The organism is Streptomyces asiaticus, from assembly GCF_018138715.1.
GTDB classification, from domain to species: domain Bacteria; phylum Actinomycetota; class Actinomycetes; order Streptomycetales; family Streptomycetaceae; genus Streptomyces; species Streptomyces asiaticus.
Genome location: NZ_JAGSHX010000002.1, coordinates 22778 through 46416, shown reverse-complemented (window position 1 = coordinate 46416; position 23639 = coordinate 22778). Strand labels below are relative to the sequence as shown.

General features: G+C 68.4%; 25 protein-coding genes and 2 pseudogenes. 12 read left to right on the top strand and 15 right to left on the bottom strand.

Going from position 1 to position 23639, the window contains the following annotated elements; translation table 11 throughout:
* Positions 1-27 precede the first annotated feature (27 nt).
* The 11 genes and pseudogenes from KHP12_RS05825 to KHP12_RS53250 all read right to left on the bottom strand — a co-directional run bounded on the left by KHP12_RS05825 (position 28) and on the right by KHP12_RS53250 (position 8901).
* The gene (locus tag KHP12_RS05825) at positions 28-285 is read right to left on the bottom strand and encodes an acyl-CoA carboxylase subunit epsilon (RefSeq protein ID WP_308016699.1); all 258 of its coding nucleotides are present in this window, start codon (positions 283-285) and stop codon (positions 28-30) included.
* A gap of 78 nt (positions 286-363) precedes the next feature.
* Positions 364-1944, bottom strand: a complete 1581-nt coding sequence (locus KHP12_RS05820) for an acyl-CoA carboxylase subunit beta (protein ID WP_211831702.1) — start codon at positions 1942-1944, stop codon at positions 364-366.
* A 79-nt stretch (positions 1945-2023) separates the two neighbouring features.
* Positions 2024-2164, bottom strand: coding sequence for a hypothetical protein (locus KHP12_RS50645; RefSeq protein WP_246643031.1), 141 nt, complete (start codon positions 2162-2164; stop codon positions 2024-2026).
* Positions 2165-2282: 118 nt separating this feature from the next.
* Positions 2283-2537, bottom strand: a pseudogene (locus KHP12_RS50640) (4'-phosphopantetheinyl transferase family protein); the annotation flags it as partial.
* A 501-nt stretch (positions 2538-3038) separates the two neighbouring features.
* Entirely contained in the window at positions 3039-3998 is a 960-nt protein-coding gene (locus KHP12_RS05810) for an aromatase/cyclase (RefSeq protein WP_211831700.1), read from the bottom strand.
* A 61-nt stretch (positions 3999-4059) separates the two neighbouring features.
* Positions 4060-4845, bottom strand: a complete 786-nt coding sequence (gene fabG / locus KHP12_RS05805) for a 3-oxoacyl-ACP reductase FabG (RefSeq protein ID WP_211831698.1) — start codon at positions 4843-4845, stop codon at positions 4060-4062.
* A gap of 119 nt (positions 4846-4964) precedes the next feature.
* Positions 4965-5249 (bottom strand): acyl carrier protein, encoded by a 285-nt coding sequence (locus tag KHP12_RS05800; RefSeq protein ID WP_211831690.1) that lies wholly within the window; start codon positions 5247-5249, stop codon positions 4965-4967.
* A 100-nt stretch (positions 5250-5349) separates the two neighbouring features.
* A complete protein-coding gene (locus tag KHP12_RS05795; RefSeq protein ID WP_211831688.1) occupies positions 5350-6588 on the bottom strand; it encodes a ketosynthase chain-length factor in 1239 nt (412 codons plus the stop codon).
* Positions 6585-7853, bottom strand: coding sequence for a beta-ketoacyl-[acyl-carrier-protein] synthase family protein (locus KHP12_RS05790; RefSeq protein WP_211831686.1), 1269 nt, complete (start codon positions 7851-7853; stop codon positions 6585-6587). Before KHP12_RS05790 ends, KHP12_RS05795 begins: the two co-directional genes overlap by 4 nt.
* Positions 7838-8223, bottom strand: a pseudogene (locus KHP12_RS05785) (TcmI family type II polyketide cyclase). The gene KHP12_RS05790 and the pseudogene KHP12_RS05785 overlap by 16 nt, the downstream one beginning before the upstream one ends.
* 138 nt (positions 8224-8361) lie before the next feature.
* The gene (locus tag KHP12_RS53250) at positions 8362-8901 is read right to left on the bottom strand and encodes an aromatic-ring hydroxylase C-terminal domain-containing protein (RefSeq protein ID WP_372455175.1); all 540 of its coding nucleotides are present in this window, start codon (positions 8899-8901) and stop codon (positions 8362-8364) included.
* A 462-nt stretch (positions 8902-9363) separates the two neighbouring features.
* Between KHP12_RS53250 and KHP12_RS05780 the strand changes: the two genes are divergently transcribed.
* Both KHP12_RS05780 and KHP12_RS05775 read left to right on the top strand, forming a co-directional pair.
* Positions 9364-9651 (top strand): transposase, encoded by a 288-nt coding sequence (locus KHP12_RS05780; protein ID WP_211831684.1) that lies wholly within the window; start codon positions 9364-9366, stop codon positions 9649-9651.
* On the top strand, positions 9639-10559 hold the full coding sequence (locus KHP12_RS05775; protein ID WP_211831679.1) for an IS3 family transposase: 921 nt from the start codon (positions 9639-9641) through the stop codon (positions 10557-10559). Before KHP12_RS05780 ends, KHP12_RS05775 begins: the two co-directional genes overlap by 13 nt.
* Positions 10560-11303: 744 nt before the next feature.
* On the opposite strand, the gene KHP12_RS05770 is transcribed toward KHP12_RS05775, so the two are convergent.
* From KHP12_RS05770 to ku, 3 genes are all read right to left on the bottom strand, one after another.
* On the bottom strand, positions 11304-11474 hold the full coding sequence (locus KHP12_RS05770; protein WP_211831678.1) for a hypothetical protein: 171 nt from the start codon (positions 11472-11474) through the stop codon (positions 11304-11306).
* Positions 11475-11534: 60 nt separating this feature from the next.
* A complete protein-coding gene (locus tag KHP12_RS05765) occupies positions 11535-11891 on the bottom strand; it encodes a hypothetical protein (RefSeq protein WP_211831676.1) in 357 nt (118 codons plus the stop codon).
* A 477-nt stretch (positions 11892-12368) separates the two neighbouring features.
* Complete coding sequence (gene ku / locus KHP12_RS05760) at positions 12369-13253, bottom strand: non-homologous end joining protein Ku (RefSeq protein ID WP_308016709.1); 885 nt, start codon at positions 13251-13253, stop codon at positions 12369-12371.
* A 68-nt stretch (positions 13254-13321) separates the two neighbouring features.
* Between ku and KHP12_RS05755 the strand changes: the two genes are divergently transcribed.
* The 6 genes from KHP12_RS05755 (at position 13322) to KHP12_RS05730 (ending at position 18821) form a co-directional block, all read left to right on the top strand.
* Positions 13322-14581 carry a tyrosine-type recombinase/integrase gene (locus KHP12_RS05755; RefSeq protein ID WP_246642968.1) on the top strand — a complete coding sequence of 420 codons (1260 nt, stop codon included), beginning with the start codon at positions 13322-13324 and terminating at the stop codon, positions 14579-14581.
* Positions 14582-14742: 161 nt separating this feature from the next.
* The gene (locus KHP12_RS05750) at positions 14743-17067 is read left to right on the top strand and encodes a tyrosine-type recombinase/integrase (protein ID WP_308016702.1); all 2325 of its coding nucleotides are present in this window, start codon (positions 14743-14745) and stop codon (positions 17065-17067) included.
* Positions 17054-17503, top strand: a complete 450-nt coding sequence (locus tag KHP12_RS05745) for a hypothetical protein (protein WP_211831671.1) — start codon at positions 17054-17056, stop codon at positions 17501-17503. Before KHP12_RS05750 ends, KHP12_RS05745 begins: the two co-directional genes overlap by 14 nt.
* 71 nt (positions 17504-17574) lie before the next feature.
* Entirely contained in the window at positions 17575-17793 is a 219-nt protein-coding gene (locus KHP12_RS05740) for a hypothetical protein (RefSeq protein WP_211831669.1), read from the top strand.
* 43 nt (positions 17794-17836) lie between these two features.
* The gene (locus tag KHP12_RS05735; protein ID WP_246642967.1) at positions 17837-18457 is read left to right on the top strand and encodes a nucleotidyltransferase domain-containing protein; all 621 of its coding nucleotides are present in this window, start codon (positions 17837-17839) and stop codon (positions 18455-18457) included.
* A gap of 196 nt (positions 18458-18653) precedes the next feature.
* Positions 18654-18821 carry a hypothetical protein gene (locus KHP12_RS05730; protein WP_246642966.1) on the top strand — a complete coding sequence of 56 codons (168 nt, stop codon included), beginning with the start codon at positions 18654-18656 and terminating at the stop codon, positions 18819-18821.
* A gap of 66 nt (positions 18822-18887) precedes the next feature.
* On the opposite strand, the gene KHP12_RS05725 is transcribed toward KHP12_RS05730, so the two are convergent.
* Positions 18888-19784: an aminoglycoside phosphotransferase family protein gene (locus tag KHP12_RS05725; protein ID WP_211831668.1), complete on the bottom strand. Its 897-nt coding sequence runs from the start codon at positions 19782-19784 to the stop codon at positions 18888-18890.
* 359 nt (positions 19785-20143) lie between these two features.
* Between KHP12_RS05725 and KHP12_RS05720 the strand changes: the two genes are divergently transcribed.
* The 4 genes from KHP12_RS05720 (at position 20144) to KHP12_RS05705 (ending at position 23288) form a co-directional block, all read left to right on the top strand.
* The gene (locus KHP12_RS05720) at positions 20144-20890 is read left to right on the top strand and encodes a hypothetical protein (protein WP_211831662.1); all 747 of its coding nucleotides are present in this window, start codon (positions 20144-20146) and stop codon (positions 20888-20890) included.
* Positions 20891-21157: 267 nt separating this feature from the next.
* Complete coding sequence (locus KHP12_RS05715; protein ID WP_211831660.1) at positions 21158-21505, top strand: DUF8825 domain-containing protein; 348 nt, start codon at positions 21158-21160, stop codon at positions 21503-21505.
* 431 nt (positions 21506-21936) lie between these two features.
* Positions 21937-22965 (top strand): tyrosine-type recombinase/integrase, encoded by a 1029-nt coding sequence (locus KHP12_RS05710; RefSeq protein ID WP_246643007.1) that lies wholly within the window; start codon positions 21937-21939, stop codon positions 22963-22965.
* Positions 22962-23288 (top strand): helix-turn-helix domain-containing protein, encoded by a 327-nt coding sequence (locus tag KHP12_RS05705; RefSeq protein ID WP_211831658.1) that lies wholly within the window; start codon positions 22962-22964, stop codon positions 23286-23288. Before KHP12_RS05710 ends, KHP12_RS05705 begins: the two co-directional genes overlap by 4 nt.
* The last annotated feature ends 351 nt before the right edge of the window (positions 23289-23639 follow it).

Genomic DNA, 23639 nt, shown 5'->3' with positions numbered 1-23639 from the left:
AAGGGCGGGCGGGGAACCTCGACCGGCTCAGGAGCGCGGCGCGGTGGTGGCGCTGTCCCGCCAAGTACGTGGGCCGAGGAACCCGCGGATCCGCTCCGGCCGCCGCCAGCCGGCCGACGCCGGCCCCCTGGCCGCCGTACCGGCCCGCTCGGCTCTGGCCGCCGCCGCGCGGGCCAGGACGACGGCAGTCAGCGCGGCCAGTTCCTCGGCGTCGGGGCGCCCCTTCACCACGCGGATCACCTGGGACATGCCGGACGTACTCGCCGTGGCCGTTGTGTCGGTCATGTTCACCACTGCTCCTTCGCTGTCGGGCGGCACGGGCGTCGGGGGAGGGCCTGCTGCCGGACCGGCCGGACCTGGTTCTCACTGCGGCGGGTTGCCATGTTTGCGCGTGGGCAGGTCGGCGTGCTTGGCCCGCAGCATCGCCAGCGACCGGATCAGCACCGAGCGTGTCGCCCGCGGATCGATGACGTCGTCGACCAAGCCCCGCTCGGCCGCGTAGTACGGGTGCATGAGCTGCTCCCGGTACTCCGCGATGCGCTGCGCCCGGACCGCCTCGGGGTCGGGGGCAGCGTTGATCTCCCGGCGGAACACGACGTTCGCCGCGCCCTCCGCGCCCATGACCGCGATCTCGTTGGTCGGCCAGGCCAGCGCCAGGTCCGCGCCGATCGACCGGGAGTCCATCACGATGTACGCGCCGCCGTACGCCTTGCGCAGCACCAGCGAGATACGGGGCACGGTCGCGTTGCAGTACGCGTACAGCAGCTTCGCACCGCGCCGGATGATGCCGTTGTGTTCCTGGTCCACGCCCGGCAGGAAGCCCGGCACGTCCACCAGCGTCACCAGCGGGATGCTGAACGCGTCGCAGAACTGCACGAACCGGGCGCCCTTCTCGGACGCCTCGATGTCCAGCACTCCCGCGAACGCCGACGGATTGTTGGCGACGATGCCGACCACGTGCCCGTCCAGCCGGGCCAGTGCGCACACCAGGTTCGGAGCCCAGGCGGAATGAACCTCGAAGTGGTCGCCGTCGTCGACGATCTCCTCGATCACGGCGCGGATGTCGTACGCCTGCCCGGTCTGTACTGGGACGATGTCCAGCAGCCGGTCGTTCAGCCGCTCGGCCGGGTCCCCGGACTTCTCGACCGGGGCCAGCTCGCGGTTGTTCGACGGCAGCAGCGACAGCAGGTGGCGCACGTCCTCTATGCACTCCTCCTCGGAGTCGTATGCGAAGTGCGAGACGCCCGACACGGCCGCGTGCACGTCGGCGCCGCCGAGGCCGTTCTGGGTGATCTCCTCACCGGTCACCGCCTTGACGACGTCCGGGCCGGTGATGAACATCTGTGAGGTCTCGCGGACCATGAACACGAAATCGGTGAGGGCCGGTGAGTACGCCGCGCCGCCCGCGCACGGGCCGAGCATCACCGAGATCTGCGGGATCACCCCTGAGGCCCGCGTGTTGCGCCGGAAGATGCCGCCGTACCCGGCGAGCGCAGTGACGCCTTCCTGGATACGGGCGCCGGCCCCGTCGTTGAGTGAGACCAGCGGGACGCCGGCTGCCTCCGCCAGGTCCATCACCTTGTGGATCTTCGCGGCGTGGGCCTCGCCGAGCGCACCGCCGAAGATACGGAAGTCGTGGGCGTAGACGAACACGCTCCGGCCGTGCACGGTGCCCCACCCGGTGACGACACCGTCGCCGGCCGGCTTCTTCGCCTCCAGCCCGAATCCGGTCGCGCGGTGTCGACGCAACCCCTCCACCTCGGTGAAGGAGCCCTTGTCGAGAAGCAGGGCAATGCGTTCGTACGAGGTCAGCTTGCCCTTGGCGTGCTGGCGCCGGGTGGCTCCGGGGTCCCCGGCACGGGCCGTTTCCTTGATCTCGTGGAGCGTGTCGACGCGGCGGTGGATGGTGTCCGCCGTCGCGGTCGTGTCCTGTGCTGTGGGCATAGGTACGCCTCCAGGATTCGGTGTGTCGGTCGGCAGTACGCCCAGGACGGAGCATCGGAGCGGGGCCGGGGCGGCTGGATCAGGCCGCGGCCGCGCCCTCGGGCGGCCAGCCCTCCGTCAGCCACAGGCCGGGCAACCGGCGCACCTCGGCGACGGCCGGGGGCGTGCCCCATACGGCGGCCGACGCGGCATGGGTGGCATCGCAGGGGATGCCGACCATCGTCCAGCCCGTTCGGGTGCCGGCCTGTGTCGGCCCCCAGGTAGTCCTCGGCGGGCGAGCGGCCCAGTCCTGTCCCCAGGCCCTTGAGGTAGGCCTCCTTGCGGGTCCAGATCCGGCCGAACAGCTCCCGACGCGCCTCTCCGGCCGGTACCTCGCCGAGTTCCGCCTGCTCGTCGGGGTGCAGGGCTCCGGAGCAGAGGTCCACGGTTTCGTCGCCGGGCAGCCTTTCCACGTCGACGCCGAGGGGCCGGTCGGCCACTCCGATCAGTGCCACTCCTCCGCTGTGCGAAAGCGAGAAGTGCAGCGGCGGGGGCGGCGGAGCGACCGCCGGCCGGCCGTGTGTCTCCCCGCAGCCCGGGCACGACTCCCGCATGAACCGCACTTCCTCGGGCCGCCCGGCGGTATAGCCCGCGATCAGTCGGCGCAGCGCAACGTGCGCCGCGGTGTAGAGCAGCGCGTTGGAGGAGCGGATGAAGGCGTCGGCCCGGGCCCGTTCGCGGTCGTCGAGCTCGGTACGGGCCAGGGCATCGGCGCCGGCACCAGCGGGCCGGTGGACCAACCACAAGTCGACCCGGTCCGGGGCGACGGTGAAGTCGCAGGGCTCGTCCGGACCGGGCAAGCGGATCAGGGGGATGGTGCGGGAGTGCAGGGGCGTGCCGGTCATGTGATCACCTGTGGTCACGTTGGCTGTCAGCACGCCCTCCCCGTCCGTCTCGTACGTCCGGGAACTCTGAAAGGCCGTCACGAAGCCTCCGAAGTTGGGGGAGGACCAGGACGAACGCGCCCGCCGGGCGCAGCCGCCCGGTGAGCCGCAGCCCGACCGGCTCTGCGCCGCCCACGGTCGCCCGCGCGTCGGCGTGGTCCTCCCACACGGTCAGTCCTGTCTGCCGGCGGCGCGCTCCTCGGCGAACCGCTTCGCGTGGTTCAGCGTGGCGGTGCTGTTGGTGGACAGGGCCGTGTGCACGTACGCCTTGGCGTCCTCGACGGTGGCCTGAGGGCCGAGCACACGGGCGATGTTCTCGGTATTGACGGTGACTGTGTGCTGGGAGGAGGCCAGCACCCCCCGGTCGTCCTCGGTGAAGGTCCAGTACCCGGTGTGCAGGGTCATCAGCGCCGGCAGCGTGGTCTGCTTGTAGGCGATCCTGCGGTGCGGGAAGGTCACCCGGTACGACTTGGTGGTGTGGGTCGAGCCGTCCTTGGCCAGCGTGTCCATCTCCAGTTCCTGAAGGCCCGGAGTGTCCTCGCGCAGCCGCACCGTGGCGACATGCGGGAGCCGCTCGTGCCAGCGGTCGGCCTCGTTGACGAAGTCGTAGACGTCCTTCGCGGCACCGTCGATGCGCACGGTGTCCTCGAAGGAGAACGTCAGGCCGTCCTCGGCGTGTGCCTTCTCGACATTGGCCTTCAGGGCTGCCAGCTCGGAGCGCGAGTTGCGGTCGACGGCCTGGTCGATCCACTCCAGGTGCCCCGGGTCGTCATCGACGGCCCGGTAGTCGTGCAGCAGGCGCACCCGGGACTCGGACTCTCCGAGCGGCTCGATGACCCAGGTGCCGCCCATGGCGGCGACCGGCGCGGCGGGGACCTCCTGGCGGAAGGTGATCCGCAGTCCCCGCGGGTTCAGGGTGCGGCGCGAGGTCCAGTTCTTGGCCTCACCGTTGGCGGTGGCCCAGATGCGGATGCGCTCCTCGTCGCCGTTCTCCTCGACGTGGTCGACGTAGATGGTCGGCGGGAAGATCCGGGGCCAGTTGCGCACCTCGGCGATCAGACGGTACACGGCGTCGGCCGGAGCGGAGATCGTGATCTCGTGCTCCACTTCGCGCAGGCCGGGCTGCGACATGCTCGGACTCCTCGGGGTGTCGGTTCGGATCGGTTCGGGGCGGCCGTGCGGTCGGTCTGGCTCAGAAGTTGCCCAGGCCACCGCAGACATTGAGGGCCTGAGAGGTGATGGAGGCCGCGGTGTCCGATGCCAGGTAGCCGACGAGTCCGGCGACCTCCTCCGGCGTGGAGTAGCGGCCGAGCGGGATCTTCGCCTGGAACTTCTCCAGGATCGCCTCCTCGGTGGTGTCGTATGCGGCGGCGTACCCATGGCGCACCCGCTGCGCCATGGGGGTCTCGACATACCCGGGGCACACGGCGTTGACGGTGATGCCGGTCGGCGCCAGTTCGTTGCCGAGCGCCTTGGTGAAGCCGACCACCCCGTGCTTGGACGCGGAGTAGGGGGCACCCAGCACCACGCCCTGTTTGCCGGCGGTCGAGGCGATGTTGATGATCCGGCCGTGGCTCTTGGCCCGCAGGCCCCCGGTGTTCAGCGCCTCCTTGGTGACGCGGAAGACCGAGTTGAGGTTCGTGTCGATGACGTCGTGCCACAGCTCCAGGTCGATGTCAGCGGTGACACCGCCCCCGGACCGGCCCGCGTTGTTGACGACGACGTCGACGCTCCCGAAGCGGTCCACGGCGGCTTGGATCCATGCCGTCACGCCGGCGTCGCTGCGGACGTCCACCACACCGCCGTCGACGTCCAGGCCCTCGTCCACGAGCTGCTTGACGATCGCGGCGACCTCCTCCTCGCTGCGCGCGCCGATGAACACCCGGTGGTTCCGGGTGGCGAGCAGGCGCGCGACGGCCAGCCCGATGCCGCTGGTGGCTCCGGTGACGACGGCGACGCGCTTGTCCTGATCCGACATGTGTCTGGTCTCCCAACAAGAAGAGATGGCTGATACGGCTCGGCGGGGCCGCCGCGTACGGTGCGGCGGCCCCGCCGGACATGGCCGAGGGGGGAATCCCGGGAAGCCCGGGAGGGAACTCAGGCTTCGACGAGGGCCTGGAGGATCGCGTTGATGGCCGCTACCAGGGCGCGCGGCGTGCGGCTGTCAGTGATCACATCGTCGTCGAGGGTGATCCCGTACTCGCGCTCGATCCGGCCGCCGGTCTCCAGCAGCGCCAGCGACTCGTAGCCGAGCTCCTCGAAGTCGGTGTCGAGGATGTCGTCGTCGAGGTCGACGCCCTCGTCCGCACCGGCCCCCTCCAGGAGGATGCGCTTGAGGTCCTTGATGGTGAACTCGTGCTTGGACACAATCAATCCCTTCATCGGCTGCCGTGCGCCCGAGCGGGGCACGGACGAATAAGAGCGCCTGCGGGCCGTACGGGGGATAGACGGCCGCGGGCGCGGTCTTCGGGGGCAGGCCGGATCAGTCGACGGCCCGCAGTACCACGGCTGAGTTGAATCCGCCGTGCCCTCGGGCAAGCACCAGCGCGGTGCGCACCGAGGCGGTTCGCGGCCGGCCGACGACCAGGTCCAGCTCCCGGGCCGCGGTCGGCTCCACATTGATGGTGGGCGGGATCAGCCCCTCCCGGATGGCCATGACCGCGGTCACCACGTCCACCGGGGCGCCACCCGCCAACAGGCGGCCGATCATGGTCTTGGGCGCGGTGACCGGCACCGCGCGCGGCCCGAACACGCCGACGATGGCCCGTACCTCCGCGGCGTCCAACTCAGGTGTGCCGGCCGCGTCGGCGAAGACCACGTCCACCCCGGCCGGCGCGGTACCGGCGTCCGCCAGTGCCAGCTCGATCGCCCGCCGCAGACCCGGCTCCCGCCCGCTGCCCGGCCTCGGGTCAAGCGTCGCGCTATAACCGGCCAGCTCGGCATGGATGGTGGCCGCCTCACGGGCCCGGACACTCCGCTCGTCCTCCAGGATCAGCAGGGCGCCGCCCTCACCGGGCACGTAACCCCGGCAGGCGGGGTGGAACGGTAGGTAGGCGCGGCCGGGATCGTCACAGGTGGACATCAGCCCGGTCGACAGCCGGGCCGCCCACCCCAGCGGGGTCAGTGACGACTCGAAGCCCCCCGCGGCGATCAGCCGGCTGCCCCGGCGGATCTGCCGACGGGCCTGTCCGAGGGCGTCGAGGCCGCCCGCCTGGTCGCCGATGAGCACTCCGTTCGGGCCCCGGCTGCCACTGCGGATGGCGATCTGGCCGGTGTTGACGGTGGGGAACCAGGCGAACGACTGGTAGGCGCTGACATGGTTGGCGCCCAAGCTCCACAGCTTGCGCAGCTCTCGCTCGCCGAACTCAAAGCCGCCCGAGCCGACCGCGGTCACCACGCCTATCCCGTATGCGGGCAGGTCCCCCGGTGCCACATCAGCGTCCCGGAAAGCTCGATCCGCAGCGACCAGCGCCAGCTGAGTCATCCGGTCGGTTTGCGCCACCAGCCTGCCCGGCAGGTGGTCCTCGGCCCGGAATCCGTGGATCTCCCCGGCCAGTCCCGCCGGATAGGCCGAGACGTCGAACCGGGTGACCGGGCCGATGGCGTTCTTACCGATCCGGGTCGCGGCCCAGAATTCCTCGACGCCCAGGCCGTGGGGGGTGGCCAGTCCCATGCCGGTGATCACTGTGCGGGTGCTGTGGCCGCCACCCGTGACCGTCATGCGGCGCTCCTGTCAGGACGGGTCAGCACCATCGCGCTCTGGAAGCCCCCGAAGCCACTGCCGATGGTGAGTACGGCATCCGTGCGGTGGGCGCGGGCGGTCAGAGGGACAAAGTCGAGATCGCACTCGGGATCCGGGGTGTGGAGGTTCGCGGTGGGGGGCACCACGTGGTGCTGCATGGCCAGGACACAGGCAGCGATCTCGATGGACCCGATCGCTCCCAGCGAATGCCCCACCATCGACTTGATCGAGCTGACCGGGGCGCGGTACGCGTGATGCCCCAGCGCCGACTTGAGCGCCACTGTCTCGTGCCGGTCGTTCTGCCGGGTGCCCGAGCCGTGCGCGTTGACGTAGTCCACCGCCGACGCGTCGAGGTGGGCCTCGTCCAGCGCCGCCCGGATCGCCTCGGCGAGCTCCGCGCCATCCGCGCGCAGCCCCGTCATGTGGAAGGCGTTGCCGCGCGAGGCGTACCCGGCGATCTCCCCGTACACCCGGGCGTCCCTGCGGCGCGCGTACTCGAGCTCCTCGAGTACGAACACCGCCGCTCCCTCACCGAGGACGAAGCCTTTACGAGACGCGTCGAAGGGCCTGGAGGCGGTGTCCGCCTCGTCGTTGAGGGACGTCGTGGCCCGGATCGCGTCGAAGGCCGCCATCGTGATCGGCGCGATCGGTGCATCCACAGCACCCGTGACCATGATGTCGGCGCCGCCGTCGCGGATCACGTCCAGGGCGTGCCCCACCGCGTCGATCCCGGCGGTGCAGCCAGTCGACACCACCGTCGCCGGTCCTTCCGCGCCTACCACCCAGGCCACCTCGGTCGCGAAGGAGCCGGGTACGAACAGGTCGTACAGATGTGGGGTCGCGTACCGGTGGTCGACCAGCTCCAGTCGGCCGTCGTCACTGGCCACCCGGTATTCGGCGGCCAGCCCGGCGGCCGCGCCGACAGCGGTGCCCAGACTGACGCCCGTCCGGTACGGGTCGAGCGCGGCGGCATCGAGCCCGCTGTCCGCGAACGCCTCCCGCGCCGTCACCACGCCGAACTGGGCGGCCCGGTCCATCCGCCGGATCTCCTGGGGCGTCAGCCCGTGCGCTTCCGGATCGAAGTCGACTTCGGCGGCGACCCTGGACCGGAACGGAGACGGGTCGAAGAGGGTGATGCCCCGTGTCGCCGTCCGGCCCTCGCTCATCAGGTTCCAGAAGGCGTCCACGCCCACACCACCCGGCGCGGACACCCCGATTCCCGTGATCACTACCCGGCGTGCCACTGGTGCTGCCCTCCATTCGGTCCGGTGGGGTGCCGATGTCCCTCGTCGGCTGCCCAGTCGTAGAAGCGCGTGACCATCGCGTCGGCCGGGGTGCGCCAGGTCTTCGGGGCGTACGGCTGGATGAACGGCTGCGGGCCGTAGCTGATCTTCACGAGGCGCGGATCGTTCCGAGAGGCCTTGATCTGCTTGCTCCGTCGTCGGAGGCGAAGTCCTGAAGGTGGAAGCACAGCCCGTTGAACATGAACAGTGGACGGCGCAGGGTGCCCACGGGTTGTGGCAACTCGGTCCAATCGAAGTCGGGGGAGAACCGAGCTACTTCAGTGCTCGATTTCTCGTCCATCCGGGCCACGATCAGGTTGCTGTGCGTCATGACGCCTCTCATCTCTCCGTTGGTGTACGCGGCGTGCGCCTACCGGGGGAGTACGGCGGGGCCCGGAGCCGGGATGGCTGGCCGTGAGAGGAAAGCGGGTGGTGCGGTCCTGTTCAGAGTGCACCGCGTTGATGAGGATCAGTGGATTCGGCCAGGGCTACTCGTCGCTCCACTTGCTCCGCTCGTCAACGAAGTGGGGAGCTCGCGCGAGCGCGGCGCAGGTCGTGGGCCGGGGCCGCCCGTTCGTGGAGTGTGCGGGCCGTGTCGAGCCGTCAAGGACGCCTTCGGCGGCGCTGCGCGCTGGGCTTCGCCCATCCTGGACTGCTCGCCCCGCCCCTGGACCTGGCTGGCTATCGGGCGGCCCCTCCCTTGTGGCGTCCGTCCGCAGGTCAGATGACCTGTGGGTGGGGAGATCGATCGAGCAGGTGTGGGGTCACCCCCGAGTAGGGGGTGGCCGAATTCATCGAGCTTCATCAGCGTTAGGGTTCGAGATTCATTGGCAGGTCGTGGTGGATGCCCGGAGCCGTTCCAGGCCACATGCCCGTCCGGGCCGATCGGCACAGCAGTGGTACCGGCGAGCCTCGAGGCCTCGGACACGCCAGGCGGCTCAGTGGTGACGATGTCAACCCGGCCCGCCCAGTCCGCGGCCCGCTGCCGCAGCCGCGGGTTAGCGGCCAGGTCGAGCAGTAGCCCAACGCCCCGTAGGCACCAGCTCGGTGCTGAACGTCTTGTGTTCGGCGCGGACCAGTTCCAGGTGTGGCGTACGGCTCCCCAACAGCGGATGGCTGCCGGGGCCCCGGCAGCGGGCAGTAGCCCCTGGGCGCGGGTGCTGGCAGATGGATGTGCGCGGCGTCGTCGGCCAGCATTTCACGGTTGCAGCACCCCCGAACACACCGCACCGGATTCTGATCTCCAGGTTCTTCGGCCGCGCCCGCCCTTTCAAGAGCGGCTTTTCAAGGATTCCGTCAGGTTTCCCAAGCGCGCGTCCACTACCTCCCGGGTACGCAAGGCACATGTCAAGAAGACGTGAAACCGGCTGCCCGGCGCCGCTGCCATCCGCCCTTGCCCGTGCCTTGTGGTCGGTGATGTGTCCCTCCCCTTGTAGCGTGAAGACCGTGACTGCAGGGGAAGTTAGGAGTCATGGCGGAGAAGCGACGGAAGTTCGATCCGGAGTTCAGTGAGGGGGCCGTACGGATCGTCACGGAGACCGGCAAGACGATCGCCGAGGTCGCCGAAGACCTGGGGATCAACGAGACCACCCTGGCGAGCTGGGTCTCCCGCGCCCGTCGGGCAGGAACCGCACCGGCCGGCGGGAGTGACGAGCTGGAGCGTCTGCGGCGGGAGGTCGCCCAGCTCAAGCGGGAGAACAAGGAACTGGTCATGGAGCGTGATGTCCTCAAACGCTGCATGGTCCTGTGGGTGAAGTAGCCGTGGCGGACCCGGCGTCCGTCGTCGGGGTGATCAGCGACTTCAGGACCGAGCACGGCATTTCGCACCGCGTCTCCTGCCGCGCTCTGGGCGTGAGCGAGGCGTGGTTCTACAAGCACCGTACCCGCCAGCCCACCCGGCGTGAGCTGCGCAGACAGCATCTGATTGAAGCGGCGAAGGAGGAGTTCGACGACTCCGGCGGCACCTACGGCTCACCGAAGATCTGGATCAGGCTGGTGAGGCAGGGCTGGCGGGTCTCGGTGAACACCATCGCGAAGATCATGTCCGAGTTCGGCCTGGTCGCGAGGAAGGTACGCAGACGGTGGGGGCTCACCCGGCCGGGGAAACGTCCGGCCGCCCCGGACTTCGTGCGGCGGGACTTCACCGCCGAGGCACCCGACCTGGTCTGGTGCGGGGACATGACGGAGATCGAAACCGGCCAGGGCAAGCTCTATCTGGCCACGGTCATAGACCTGTTCTCCCGCCGCCTGCTCGGCTATGCGATGGGGGCCCGTCACGACGCCGACCTGGTGGTCGCTGCCCTCCACATGGACGCCGCAACCCGCGGCGGGGACGTCCGCAGTGTGATCTTCCACAGCGATCGCGGAAGCGAGTACGGCTCGCGGAAGTTCCGCCGGGCCTGCCGGAAGCTGGGCGTCACCCAGTCCATGGGCCGGGTCGGCTCGTGTTTCGACAACGCCGTCAGCGAGGCGTTCAACAGCGTGCTCAAGGTCGAGTACGTCCACCGGCACACCTTCGTCACCCGCACCGAGGCCCGGATCCGGATCGCGACCTGGATCACCGACTTCTACAACACTCGACGGCTACACAGCGTGTGTGGCTGGAAAAGCCCGATTGACCACGAACACGACTACTGGGCCAGCTTCACCGAGGAGCTGGCTGCATAGGAAGGTCTCCACGAAACCGGGGGATTGACAGGCTACCCGCCCCTGGCGGGCTGGGGAGCTCTCTCCCCACACCGCGTCGATCAGCTCACCCAACGTGGCCGTCCGGCCGCGGCGCAGCAGCAGTGCACACAGCATGGCGCGCTCCTGGGGCCGCACCGCCACCGGCTGCGAGCCGTCCCGACGGATACGGACCGGGCCCAGCACGCTGAACCAGGGCACAGCCGGTGCGGGCGGACCGGCGGCCGGGCGACGGCGGTGCGGCGGGACGGTGAAACCGAGCCGCTCCAGCGGTAGTCCGAACATCTCCTCCAACACCCGCTGCCGCGACGGCCCCGGGCACGGCGGATTGGGCTGACGCCATCGCAGAAACTGCCGCGCGGTGATCCCCTGCGGCTCCCCCAGGCGTGCGGCGGCTACCGCGTAGGCGCTGCGGAAGAGCGCCGGGCCATTCCAGTGACGCTCCTCGCAAGCCCGTGCAAAAACCGCCTGTTCCATCTCATCCGCCCGCGTGTCGCCGGCTTCCGCCTGCCGGATGCCGGGGACACCGTAGTCCCGCGCGCGGACCCGCCACAGTAGCCAACCAGCCAGAAGTCCGATCCGGGCAGATTCGGTCGATCTGCCACGGAGTGAGTGGGCGGGACGACGGCGCGCCACTGCCGGACACGGATCGTGGTCCGCCAACGCCCTTTGCTGCGGGCAGCGCCCGCCGCGTCTTCTACGGTCAGAAGGGCGACCCGGCGCTCGTCAGCTTGGCCGCTTCGGGGCCCCGGCGTTGATCTGGGCAGCGGTGGCCAGCGCCTTGTCGATGCCTGTCCTGATGGCCTGGAGCGCACCGAGGTGGCCCCGGATGGCTGAGGTTTCGTAGGCCACTTGCGCGGCGTGGAAGACGCCGTGGCCCGCGGACACGGCTGGCATGTCGCGGACGGCCCGCACTCCCCTTCGGGTGAGTGCGGGCCGTCGCTGTCGCGGCGCGGGTCAGCAGCTGGAAGCGGAGCTGATGCGCACCTTGTCGACCACCCAGGAGTTGAACGTGGTGGTGGTCTCGGGCGGGGTGCAGTGCGTCCTGCCGTTGGTGAAGTGGGTGTACACGACGTCGTCGTGGCGGGTGTTCACCATCGTGGTGGCGCCCTTGCTGTTACCGAGGTTCTGCCAGCCGCTGGTGACGTCCTTGTACTGGCCCGTCTTCGTGGAGCCCTTGTAGAAACAGACGTACGGGTAGGAGCAGCCGGCGGCGGCGGACTGCGTGGCCGCCGAGGCCAGCGGGGCGAAGGCCAGGCCGGATCCCACTGCCACGGCGGCAACGGAGAGGGCGAGGTGCTTGCGAATGTTCATCGGGTCGGTTTCCTTCCCGGTCACGGGCCGGGTCCCCCAGTTGGATCCTCCGAGTTAGCCCGTGGCGCGAGTTACAGGAAACTGTTTGTGTATAAGAGTTCAATGAACCCAGGCGCCATGGAATGGGTGTTCCGTTTCGAAGGTGCTGGTCCTGGTCACCTGGCGTTCCGAGAGCTGCCCGGCGGCGCGGGGCCTACGTAATCGGACTTTCGGACTTGTGTCTGGTTACGCACTGAGTCTGTTTTAGTTCGGGGGACCACGGTGAACGGGCATCCGTTGAAACCAGGCGCAGATCGTGGAGCTGCTCACGCGACTGGTCGGCCAGGACCCGAACCCCAGCTGAACGCGTTCCTCGCCAGGACAGGGCCCGAACCCTTGCCGCCGGGACTCGGGCCTTCTTCCGTGCCGGCTGCCACTGCGCTGCGCGCGGGTGGTCACGTCGGGCCGTGACCAGGCCGTGCCACCGCCCGCGCTCGGTTACGACGCCGGGCGCTTCCTCGGAGACTTCTTCGCAGCCGGTTTCTTCCCGCCCGCGTTCGTCTTCTTCGCGGTGGTCTTCTTGGCGGTTTTCGGCGCTGCCCGCTGTCCGCTGATCTCGCGTACCTTGGCTTCGTCGTCGGCGTTGTTCTCGCCGCGGCTCTTCTTGGCGGCGCGCACGCTGTCCTGCAGTGCGGACATGAGATCGACAACCTTGCCCTTGGGCCCGGCTGGTGCCTCCATCTCGGGCGGCTCGACGCCTGCGGCCTTGGCCGAGATGACGGCTTCCATCGCTTCGCGGTACTGGTCTTTGTACTGGGTGATGCCGGTGCCGCCGATGGCCTCCATCAGGGTCAGGGCTTCGTCGACCTCGGAGTCGGAGATGTCGACGGGCTTGGGGGCGAGTCCTTCGGCCGAGCGGATCTCATCCGGCCAGTGGAGGACCTGAAGGACGATGGCGTCGCCGACGACCCTGAGCGCGCCGAGTCGCTCGCGGTTGTGCCAGGCGAATTTGGCGACGGCGACCTTGTCGCTGCGTTGGAGCGCTTCCCTGAGCAGCACGTACGGCTTGGCGGCGACGGCGCCGTCGGCTTGGAGGAAGTAGGGCTTGCCGAAGCGGATGGGGTCCAGTCGTTCGGCCTCGACGAAGGCTTCGACGTCGATGGCCTTGGCGGTGGGCAGGGGCAGGTCGTCGAGTTCCTGGTCGCTGATGGGCACGAGCTGATCTTTGGAGGCTTCGTAGGCTCGCCCGATCTCGGCCGGGTCGAGTACGCGGTCTTCGGTCTCGCAGATTTTGCGGTAGCGGATGCGGCCGCCGTCGGCGGTGTGGATCTGCCGGAAGCTGATCGAGTGGTCCTCGGTCGCGGGCATGACCTTGATCGGAATCGTGCTATTGACTGAACCAAGAGTCGAATATTCGCAGGTCGGAGGTGATGTCTGCTAGCTTCCCGGCCATGCTTGAGACCGGTGATTCGGGCCGGGATCTGGTGAGCTTCGTGCTGCCAGAAACTGGTGAGTTGGCGGAGACTGCCGACCCGGCACGTCCCTACGCGCTGCTCGACGCGGACGGTGCTGTGGTCATACCCGTGGAGGCATTCTTCGCGGAGCTTCAAGCGTGTTCGCGGCCGGCGACGACGGTCCGGTCCTACGGGATGGACCTTCTGCGGTGGTGGCGGTTCCTTTCCAGCTGGGGAGTGGCCTGGGACCGGGCGACACGGGTGGAAGCACGGGACTTCACCCGGTGGATGCAGATCGCGCCGAAGCCGACTCGCGTCCACTGGCGCCACCGCGTCCCCGATGGGGCCGCGCGGTCACGGGAGTCCCGGCCCTTGGCCGGGGTGCCGAATCCGGTGACCGGCCGCGCCGGGCCTGGCCTGTTGTACTCGGCATCGACGCAGGCGCACTCCGAGACCGTGCTGCGGTCGTTCTACGCCTTCCACCTGGAGGAAGGCACGGGCCCGATCCTCAACCCCTTCCCCACCGCACGGGAACGTCGCCGCCGACCGGTCGCCGCCAGCCGGTCGACGCGGCAGTCGGCTGGCGGTCGGTACCGGCCCTCGGTGCCGCGCCGCTTGCCGCGGCGGATGCCCGACGGCCGGTTCAACGAGTTGTTCGCCGCGCTGCGCTACAACCGGGACCGGGCCCTGCTGGCGTTCTGGGTCTCCAACGGGGCCCGGGCGAGCGAGCTGTTGACCAGCCGGCAGCGCGACCCGTTGCCTGGTGAGCAGCTGCTGGGGGTGGTCCGCAAGGGCACGGGGGCGTTCCAGCAGTTGCCGTCGTCGCCGGACGCGTTTGTGTGGCTGCGGCTGTATCAGGAGGAGTCGTGGCGGGCGGGGGTGCCCCGGGGCGCGGGAATGGCGTTGTGGTGGACGTTGCGGCGGCCGTTTCGTCCGCTGACCTACCACGCGGCGCGGGCGATGCTGAACCGGGCCAATGCGCTGCTCGGGGCGAACTGGACGCTGCATGATCTGCGGCACACGGCCGCGTACCGGATGGCCCGGGATCCGATGCTGGCCTTGACCGATGTGCAGTGGGTCCTGGGGCACGCGCATCTGACTACCACCCAGATCTACGTCCCTGCTGGCCGGGACGAGGTTGTCGAGGCGGTTCGTGCACATCATGAGCGGCAGGCCCATCAGGCCCGAATGCCGGCTGTCCCGGCCGCCGGGTACCGGACGGAGGCCCTCAATGACCTGTTCGGGAGAAGCCGATGAAGGTCCGCGTCCGGGATATGACCAGTTCAGAGCAAGTCCGGATGGCAGAGCGGCCGCCTGTCCCGCAGGCCGCGGGCGGCATGCTGCGGCAGGCTCAGGCCCGGTTCCCGGCTCGGTCCGCCGGGACGCGATGGCCCACGACGTGCTCGTCCGCGGAGGAGGTGATCGCACTCCTGGACCGGCCGCCGTTCCGGGCGGAGAAGAAGTACGCACGGTGGGCCCGCAGAACCGGAGCACGCGCGATCATGGCCTGGCTGGCCGGTTTCCCGGGCGAGAGCTGGCAGGAGCGATGGGAGGCATCTCCAGCAGCCGCGTGTCCTCACCGTTGGGCCCAGGAGGGCCACACCTGGGTGAGCTCAGCCGCCCAAGTGAAGTGGCCGATCGTGCAGACCGGGCTGTTGGTACTGGCCGGCGCGGATGTGATTCGGCTTCCGCTGACGTGGCTGTTCGGCCACCGGACTACCCACCTGCGCTCGGTTGTCGAGGCGCGTGATCCCGAGGGCTACGCGCGGTTGCAGGAGAGCGTCGATCCGAAGCGCTGGGCGTCTGTGGGAGGCGGCCGCGCCCGCCTGGCCCTGGCCCGCATCATGCTCGCCAAGGGCGGAGGCTTGGCGGACATCACTGCGGGTGACGCGATCCAGTACTCCATCGAGCTGCGGAAATCGGAGATCGACAACTCGGGTGGAACCCTCTTCTACTCGTGGCTTCGCAACCTGGGCTATCTGCCGTCCGACGCGCCGGCGACCCTGCGCTTCCTGGACCGGGTCACCGGGCAGCTCACCTGCGAGCAGCTCGTCGACCGCCACGGCGTGGCCTGCGCGCCGATCCGCCGGCTCCTGATCGATTACCTGGAGGAACGCCGGCCGAAGCTGGATTACAGCACTCTGGACAATCTGGCCCGCGCCCTGACCCGGAACTTCTGGTCGGACCTGGAACACCACCACTCTGGAATCAGCTCCCTCGACCTGCCGCCCGGGGTCGCCAGGGCCTGGAAGGAACGCTTCCGAACCCGGATCCAGCGGCGGAAGCGACCCGACGGCACCCTTGAGGAAACGGTGGTCGAGCGCGCCGACCGTGCCCCGCTGCTGATGGCCGTGCGGGCCTTCTACCTTGATATCGCACGCTGGGCCGCCGAGGAACCCGCCCGATGGGGGCCCTGGGTGGCGCCGTGCCCGATCAAGGAGGCAGAGACCTTCGACCGTAAACGCGTCAAGCGGGTCAAGGCCCGCATGGACCAGCGGACCCGCGAGCGCCTCCCGGCCCTGGAGACCTTCGCGAAGGCCGCGACCGACCACTATCGTCACCACGCAGCCCGGCTCCAAGCCCTCCTCGCCGTGCCGCCCGGCGCCACCTTCACGCTCGGCGATGCCGTCTACACCCGCACCAAGAACGGGGCCACCGCCAACGCCCGCAACCCTCACGGCGTCCTTCTCCGTTTCGACCAAGCCGAGCACCGTGCGTTCTGGGCGTGGGCCACGGTGGAGTTCCTCCGCCACACCGGCGCCCGCATCGAGGAGATGCTGGAGACCAGCCACCACGCCTTGATCCAGTACCGGCTGCCCACCACCGGCGAGATCCTCCCCCTGCTGCAGATCGCCCCGTCCAAAACCGACCAGGAACGCGTCCTGCTCGTCAGCCCCGAACTCGCCGACGTCCTGGCCACCATCATCCGCCGCGTCCGCGACCCCCGCACCGGCGCCATCCCGCTCCTGGCCGCCTACGACTACGAGGAACGCACCTGGAACCCGTTGGCACCCTTGCTCTTCCAGTGGGACCGCGGCGGCGAGAACTGCCGCATGAGCGGCGAGTTCATCCGCGACGCCCTAGCCGAGGTTCTCGCCTTCATCGGCCTGACCGACTCCACCGGCCAGCCACTGGACTTCACCCCCCACGACTTCCGCCGCCTGTTCATCACCGACGCCATCCGCTCCGGCCTGCCACCCCACATCGCCCAGATCATCGCCGGCCATACCAACATCAACACCACGATGGGCTACCACGCCATCTACCCCACCGAGACCATCGAGGCCCATCGCGCCTTCATCGCCCGCCGCAGGGCCACCCGACCCAGCGATGAGTATCGGACCCCCACCGAGGAGGAATGGGACGCCTTCCTCGCGCACTTCGAGAAGCGCAAGGTCTCCATCGGCACCTGCGCTCGTGCCTTTTCAAGCCCTTGTGTTCATGAACACGCTTGCGTTCGTTGCTCGCTCCTCCGGCCGGACCCGGCCCAGCGCAGCCGGTTGGAGGAGATCCGCGACAACCTCGTCGCCCGCATCGCCGAGGCCGAGCGCGAAGGCTGGCTCGGCGAGGTCGAAGGACTCCGGGTCAGCCTGGCTGGCGCCGAAGACAAGCTTGCTCAAATGGACCGACGAACTCCTGGCGGCACGGCGATCGACCTCGGCATGCCACGCATGGTCCCAGCTCAACCCATCCGGGAGGAGGGAACGGCTTCGCTGCGAGAATCACTGGATGACCAGCAATGAGATCCGCTTCGACTGCCGGCACCGTGGCGACGGCGGCGCGCTCGTGATCGTCCCCCGCATCGACGGAGCACCACTCACCGAGCTGATCGACGGGTTCGAGATCGCGGCCGGGATGCAGCCCGCAGGCGACGCCTACGGCGGTCTGATCCCGCAGTTCTTCCGGTTCGGCCCGATGCAGGACCATTTCCTCGGACGGTCCACCAACGCGATGGGGCCGAAGACACCCGTTCTCGGTTGTGAATGCGGCGAGTGGGGATGCTGGCCGCTCATGGCCCGCATCACCGCGACAGCCGACCTCGTGATCTGGGACTCCTTCGAGCAACCGCACCGCAAGACTCGCGACTACGTGGCATTCGGTCCGTTCCAGTTCGACCGTCACCAATACGATGACGCCTTGCGGGCCCTGAACGCCGCAATCGGCTCCGACGAGACGTGATCCGCACTCGCCAACGCTAGTTCAGAGAAGCGTGTGTCAGATGCCCTCAACTTCGGCCCGATCCCAGCCAGATGCCCCGACTTGAGAAGATCCACGACAATCTCCTCGACCGCCTCAAAGAAGGAAAGGACCAGGGATGGGTTGGCGAGGTCGCCGCCATCGAGACGAGCGTGGCCGCTGCGGAGGACAAGCTCGCCTCGATGCGTGAGATGACCGCTAAGCACACCACCACCAACCTCGGCATGCCCGACTTCCGCACCGGCACCGGACGTCAGACCTCGAGCACCTGACTCCTGCAGGTCATCAGCACATCGAAGCAGCTTACGGAACAGGATGGACGACATGCCCCACGAGCACACCCCCTTGACCAGATGGGATCCCGCGTCCCTTGCCGAAGTCGCTGACCGGTTCTGTGACCTGAAGACCCCCTGGTGGGTGGCGGGTGGCTTCGCCATTGAACTCGCAGTGGGCCACCGCATCCGAGATCACGGCGACATTGACGTCCTGCTACTGCGGCGCGACCAGCTCGCCGTCCAACAGGCTCTGCCGGACTGGAAGTGGTGGGCCGTCGATCCACCGGGGAGCCTGCGCCCGTGGGCATCCGGCGAGGCTCTTCCTGAGAGCGTTCATGACATCTGGTGCCAGCCAGCGCCAGGCGAACCCTGGCGCATCCAGATCATGCTCGACGAAGCCCATGACCAGGAGTGGGTGTCACGCCGTGATCCGCGAGTACGTCGTCCAATCGACACGCTCGGCCTGATCTCCGCCGACGGCATCCCCTACCTCGCACCGGAGGTGCAACTCTTCTACAAGGCCAAGGAGCCGCGGCCCAAGGACGAAGCAGACCTTAACGCAGCCCTTCCCACCCTCACTGACAACCAGCGACACTGGTTCGTCCACGCCATCACCCAGGCTTACGGACCGCATCCGTGGGCCGACCGGTTGCTGCGGTAATCCCAACGACACGATTGGCGACACGCCCGGAATCCCTGATGGTCCCAATTCGCTGGCCTCTACTCAGAGTGACCTGATCGGGCGTGCAGGCTGGCTCTCGGCCACACACCGCAAGTTCGGTCAAGCTTGTGTCAGATGCTCGCTCCTCCGGTCTGATCCAGCCCAACGGGCACGGCTTGCCGAGATCCGCGACAACTTGATCGCCCGAATTGCCAAGGCCGAGACGGAAGGCTGGCTCGGCGAGGTCGAAGGTCTCCAGGTCAGCCTGGCTGGCGCCGAAGAGAAGCTCCGCCAGCTCGATCGGGGCCACGGGCAGCATACGACCGTGGACCTTGGCATCCCCACCACGCGTCGTGATCGATGAACCCACGAAGGTGGGCTGCCGCATGGCCCTCAATTAAGATCGAGAACAAGTTCAAAGAAGCGTGCATCAAACGCCCTTCAGAACACGATCAAGTGCCGCCCGGCCTGCAGGTCCCCAGTGCGGCTTGCCGCCGGGAAGGCCCCGATCTCCGTTCTGCCCCATGAGCATCAGGAACAGGCTCTTCATAGCGGCCAGCCCGCGGGCGCGCCGGATCGCGGCCTCGTCTGCATGCGCGTACATGTCGAAGAACCGTGAGGCCGTGCCTGCGGGCAGCAGCACCCATGCGGCGGCGAGGTCCCACGCCGGATCGCCGGCGAACATGTCACCGAAGTCGACGATGCCCGAGAGCGTTCCGTCCGAGACGACGACGTTCGCGGGATGGAGGTCGCCGTGCACCCACACCGGCGGGCCCTCCCACGCGTGGGCCGCAAGGGCGTCGTCCCAAACCGACCGGACGTCGGCAGCGATGTCGTCGGGGGCAACGGCCTGGAAGAAGTTCTCGAAGCCGTCCGTGCAGTTCCTGGGATGGGCACCGCGGTCCGTAGCGATCGGCGCCTCGGCGGGCGCCTCCACATGGAGCGCCCGGAGGAAACCCGCCAGCGTGTCGGCCGCGTGGTTGCCGCGGCTGATCGAGCCGTGGTCCAGCGGCTCGCCGGGAACCCACGTCATCACGGTCCAGTGCTTGGGGAAGCGCGCGGACGGTTCGCCGAACCGCACCGGAGTCGGCACCGGGAGCGGCAGGCGCGGAGCCAGCACGGGTAGCCACCGCCGCTCCTTGAGCTGGAGCTCCGGGGTGAGGTCCATGCGCTGCATGCGCACGCCCAACTCATCCCCGAGGCGCCACATTTGGTTGCCCCAGCCGCCCGCCACCTCGCGGATGGCCAGCCCTGCAAGGTCTGGATGTTGCTCCTGCAGCAGGTCGCGGACCAGGTCTGCGGTGATCTCGATCTCGGTGTCGGTCATGCGAGGTCACAGTACTGAGGCGGTAGGCGGAGTGGCTCTCGCTCCGGAACATTTCGCTGTGATTCCTCTGGCATCACCGATTCGGTTTCAAAGAGCTGCAGACGTCTTCGCGTGAGTCTCACCGGTACCAAGGCCAAAATCACTCAACGCGATGTGCAGACAGCACGAGAACGAGAGATGGTCGACCTGGGCATGCCCTCGCGTTCGGCGAGAGCCCCGCACGAGCTACCTGAGTCCGGCCGCCTGCTTGCCTGCACAAGACGCTGCTGCCTGCGAACTTCCAAGCCGGTACTCCGGGCAAACGACACGATCAACCAGCAGGCGAGAGCTCCCGTGGCAGCAGCGGAAAGGACCCATGCATGTTCTCCGTCGAAGAACGGGACTGCCTCAGAGATCGCTTGATCCAGTTTGCCGAAGCTGACGAGACCGTCACTGGAGCGGCCCTGACCGGTTCACAAGCCACCGGACACAGCGATCGATGGTCGGACACTGACCTGGTTCTCGCAGTCCATGGCGAGCTCGCGGTGCCCTTGAGCCGCTGGACGCAGTGGTTCCACGGCGAGCTCGGCGCCCTGCATCACTGGGATCTGCCGGCCGACCGCAGAATCATTCGCGTGTTCCTCCTGCCCGGCTGGCTGGAGGTCGACCTCACGTTCTGCCCCGAAGAGGAGTTCGGTCCGCGAGGCCCGCAGTGGCGGACCATCTTCGGTGAGGAACGAACCCTGGCCCCCTTCCCGCAAGCCGATCGCGACACCCTGATTGGCCTCGCCTGGCATCACGCTTTACACGCCCACATCTGCATCCGGCGAGGCCGGGAATGGCAGGCCGAATACTGGATCAGCGCCTTGCGTGATCACGTCGTCGCACTGGCGTGCCTACGTCTTGGCTATGCGGCCGTCCACGCGAAGGGCGCCCACCTGCTTCCCGCGATCATGACTGCGCCACTTGAAGCAACGCTCGTCCGCTCGGTCGCGGCGTCAGAGCTACGACGGGCCTTGAAAGCAGCCGTCGCTGTCCTGACCGACGAACTCGAGCAGACCGACTCCCGGCTCGCTGCAAGACTCAGCCCGATGTTGGCTGAACTGGGAGGGAAGAGTCAGGAGTGAACCTCGTCCTCGAGGTGGGCTGGCGAACCCGAACGCCGGTTGCAGAGGTTGGTTCAGAGAAGTCACGAGGCCGAAGGACACGGCCCCAGACCAGACAGGGCGTGGCATGGCGTACCTCCCACGAGCCCCCCTGGGGTCGACTCCAGCGTAGGCCAACCTGGTGGGGAAGCTGGGGCGCGGTTACGTCATCCGGCCCTCCACCGCACACGGCGACATTCCGAGCGCTGACTCACCGCCTCGGGAATCGAACAGGTTTATGATTCCGTCATGGCCAGAGCCTACGACTTCCCTGAGGACCTGCTCACCGCGCAGGAAGAGCTTCACCAGGTCGCCCACACCCTTACGGCGGTGTACGCCCGTCTCCCGTGGTCTGTTGAGCCTCACCCGGGTTTCGACGATCCGGAGCGCTGGCGCCCGCGACAGCGCCCCGCGACCGACGGCTGGTCCGAGGAAGATCAGGCGGAGGTGCGACGGCTGCGCGACCGTCAGTGGGAGCTGACCAGCACCGTCGTCACGCACTCCTTCTGGCAGACGCTGGAGGGCCCGGACCGCGTCACCGCGCGGATGATGCTCAAGCACGCCCACGACGCCCCCGCCGACACACCGGCCGCCTAGCTGTGACGGAGGAGGCCTTCAGCCCTGAGGGTCCGGACCCGGATGCGCCAGGACCGCTGGCATGGCACGAGCTGGCTGATGGCCAGAGTGTTACGGCACAGGTCATGCGCCGCATCTACCGTCCCGGCCCCGGAGGCGGTTGGTGGTACGAGCTGCGTCTGTCCATCTGGGCTGAAGTGCAAAACAGGATGAATTGCATCTGATGCAACACTGCGCGAGTCGAGAGAACGCCAGTACCCGCTGATCGGCGGCCCGGGAAGGTCGAAGCACGAGAGTTCACTCGGTCCGCTGACCAGCAACGAGAACGGCCGACACAACAATGTTGCGTCAGATGCAACGCTTGCATGGTTACTGAGGCACCCGGATCGTCCCGTCTTGTGCTGGCGGCAAACGTCGTACATCTCGACCCGGCCAAGGCGGTGTTCGAGGCGATGAGGGAGGGCTGGGCTCGGCAGCAGTCGGCCCGGTTCCTGAGATCGACGACGATCGACCCGCGACTGCGGCTGATCGAGCGGCTGGAGGAGTTCACCGGGCTGTACCCCTGGCAGTGGATGCCCGCGGACGGGGAGGCGTTCATCGCCCACCTGCGCAGCGGGAGCAGTCCGATCCAGATGTCCACGGCCCGTTCGTACGAGGTGACGATCGGGCTGTTCCTGGAGTACCTCCTCGATGCGCGCTACGGCTGGATCGAGGTCTGCGCGGAGCGGTTCGGGGAGGTGCCCCAGGAAGTCTTCCATGAGGGCAACTCGGTTCTGCACACGGTGGAGTACGAGGGCGATCCCCGGCGCCGGCCGCTCACCTACGACGAGGTCCAGGCCCTCTTCGACGCGGCCGACGCCCGCCCCGCCCGGATCAAGGGTCAGGGCCGCAAGGGTGTCCTCACGACCCTGCGGGACGCCGCCATCCTGAAGGCGGTCTACGCCTTCGGCACACGCCGCACTGAGTCGTCCCGGCTGGACCTGGTAGATCTGCGCCGCAATCGCAAGGCCCCGCAGTTCGGCGCCTACGGCAGCCTGATGGTCCGCTACGGCAAGTCCTCGAAGGGTGCCTCGCCCAAGCGGCGCACGGTGCTGACCGTCCCGGAGATGGACTGGATCGTCGACATCCTCACCGAGTGGATCACCGAGATCCGGCCCCGCCTTTCTCCGGGTCGGCACCCTGCTCTGTGGGTGACCGAGCGGGTCGGACGGGTCGCGCCCCGCACGATCAACGAGGCGTTCGTCACCGCCCGCGAGGCCGCTGGCCTCGACGAGGACCTCGACCTTCACTGCCTGCGCCACAGCTACATCACGCACCTGACCGAGTTCGGCTACCCGGCCCGGTTCGTGCAGGAGCAGGTCGGCCACTCCCATGCGTCGACCACGGCCATCTACATGGGTGTGTCGAACGAGTATCGCAACCAGTTGCTGGAGACGGTGATGAAGAACCGTCTGGGTGAGGACTGGAGCGTGACCGCGTGATCAAGAAGATGGGCTACCAGTGGCAGCTGCGCCAACTCATGGCTAAGCGGGGCATGTTCCAGACCTCGGACTTGGTCCCACTGTTGGCGGAGCGGGGCATCACGCTCTCGCGCGAGCAGGTCTACCGGCTGGTGACCCAGCCGCCGCAGCGGCTGAGCATGGACACCTTGGTCGCGCTCTGCGACATCCTGGAGTGCACCCCGAACGACCTGATCAAGCCCGAGGTGGTGAACACTCAGGTCCGTAAGACCGCCGACGGTCAACCCGGTGACGTGCCGGTCGCCCGGCGCCGGACCGTCATCCGCCGCCCCGACCGGTCATGACGAGCAAGCAGACTTCGCGGCAGCGGCGGAGTGCACTGGACCAGGTCAGGGCCCGTCTGGTCGGCCACATCCAGGAGGTGACGGAGCGGCGGATGACGCCTGCGCAGGTCCAGGCCGTTCTTCAGCGGGCGAAGGCATGGCCCCCTGCTCCCGCACGGCAGTTGGACACGCATCTGGCGGAGCACCCGGACGCATGGTCCGCTCCGTCGCCGCACTGCCCCGTGACACTGGTCCGGCTTGCGAGCCTGCTGGACGAGGCCGGCTTCGGCGATGCGATCACCAGGCCGCGATGCGTCCATTGCGGCCGGCCAGACCCTTTGCCTCTGCGGACAACACCGCAGGGCCGGTGCT

Coding starts and splice junctions, on each gene's coding strand:
- KHP12_RS05825 (WP_308016699.1), bottom strand. CDS start 285: ATGACCGACACAACGGCCACGGCGAGTACGTCCGGCATGTCCCAGGTG.
- KHP12_RS05820 (WP_211831702.1), bottom strand. CDS start 1,944: ATGCCCACAGCACAGGACACGACCGCGACGGCGGACACCATCCACCGC.
- KHP12_RS50645 (WP_246643031.1), bottom strand. CDS start 2,164: ATGGTCGGCATCCCCTGCGATGCCACCCATGCCGCGTCGGCCGCCGTA.
- KHP12_RS05810 (WP_211831700.1), bottom strand. CDS start 3,998: ATGTCGCAGCCCGGCCTGCGCGAAGTGGAGCACGAGATCACGATCTCC.
- fabG (WP_211831698.1), bottom strand. CDS start 4,845: ATGTCGGATCAGGACAAGCGCGTCGCCGTCGTCACCGGAGCCACCAGC.
- KHP12_RS05800 (WP_211831690.1), bottom strand. CDS start 5,249: ATGAAGGGATTGATTGTGTCCAAGCACGAGTTCACCATCAAGGACCTC.
- KHP12_RS05795 (WP_211831688.1), bottom strand. CDS start 6,588: ATGACGGTCACGGGTGGCGGCCACAGCACCCGCACAGTGATCACCGGC.
- KHP12_RS05780 (WP_211831684.1), top strand. CDS start 9,364: ATGGCGGAGAAGCGACGGAAGTTCGATCCGGAGTTCAGTGAGGGGGCC.
- KHP12_RS05770 (WP_211831678.1), bottom strand. CDS start 11,474: ATGCCAGCCGTGTCCGCGGGCCACGGCGTCTTCCACGCCGCGCAAGTG.
- KHP12_RS05765 (WP_211831676.1), bottom strand. CDS start 11,891: ATGAACATTCGCAAGCACCTCGCCCTCTCCGTTGCCGCCGTGGCAGTG.
- KHP12_RS05755 (WP_246642968.1), top strand. CDS start 13,322: ATGCTTGAGACCGGTGATTCGGGCCGGGATCTGGTGAGCTTCGTGCTG.
- KHP12_RS05745 (WP_211831671.1), top strand. CDS start 17,054: ATGACCAGCAATGAGATCCGCTTCGACTGCCGGCACCGTGGCGACGGC.
- KHP12_RS05740 (WP_211831669.1), top strand. CDS start 17,575: ATGCCCCGACTTGAGAAGATCCACGACAATCTCCTCGACCGCCTCAAA.
- KHP12_RS05735 (WP_246642967.1), top strand. CDS start 17,837: ATGGACGACATGCCCCACGAGCACACCCCCTTGACCAGATGGGATCCC.
- KHP12_RS05725 (WP_211831668.1), bottom strand. CDS start 19,784: ATGACCGACACCGAGATCGAGATCACCGCAGACCTGGTCCGCGACCTG.
- KHP12_RS05720 (WP_211831662.1), top strand. CDS start 20,144: ATGTTCTCCGTCGAAGAACGGGACTGCCTCAGAGATCGCTTGATCCAG.
- KHP12_RS05715 (WP_211831660.1), top strand. CDS start 21,158: ATGGCCAGAGCCTACGACTTCCCTGAGGACCTGCTCACCGCGCAGGAA.
- KHP12_RS05710 (WP_246643007.1), top strand. CDS start 21,937: ATGAGGGAGGGCTGGGCTCGGCAGCAGTCGGCCCGGTTCCTGAGATCG.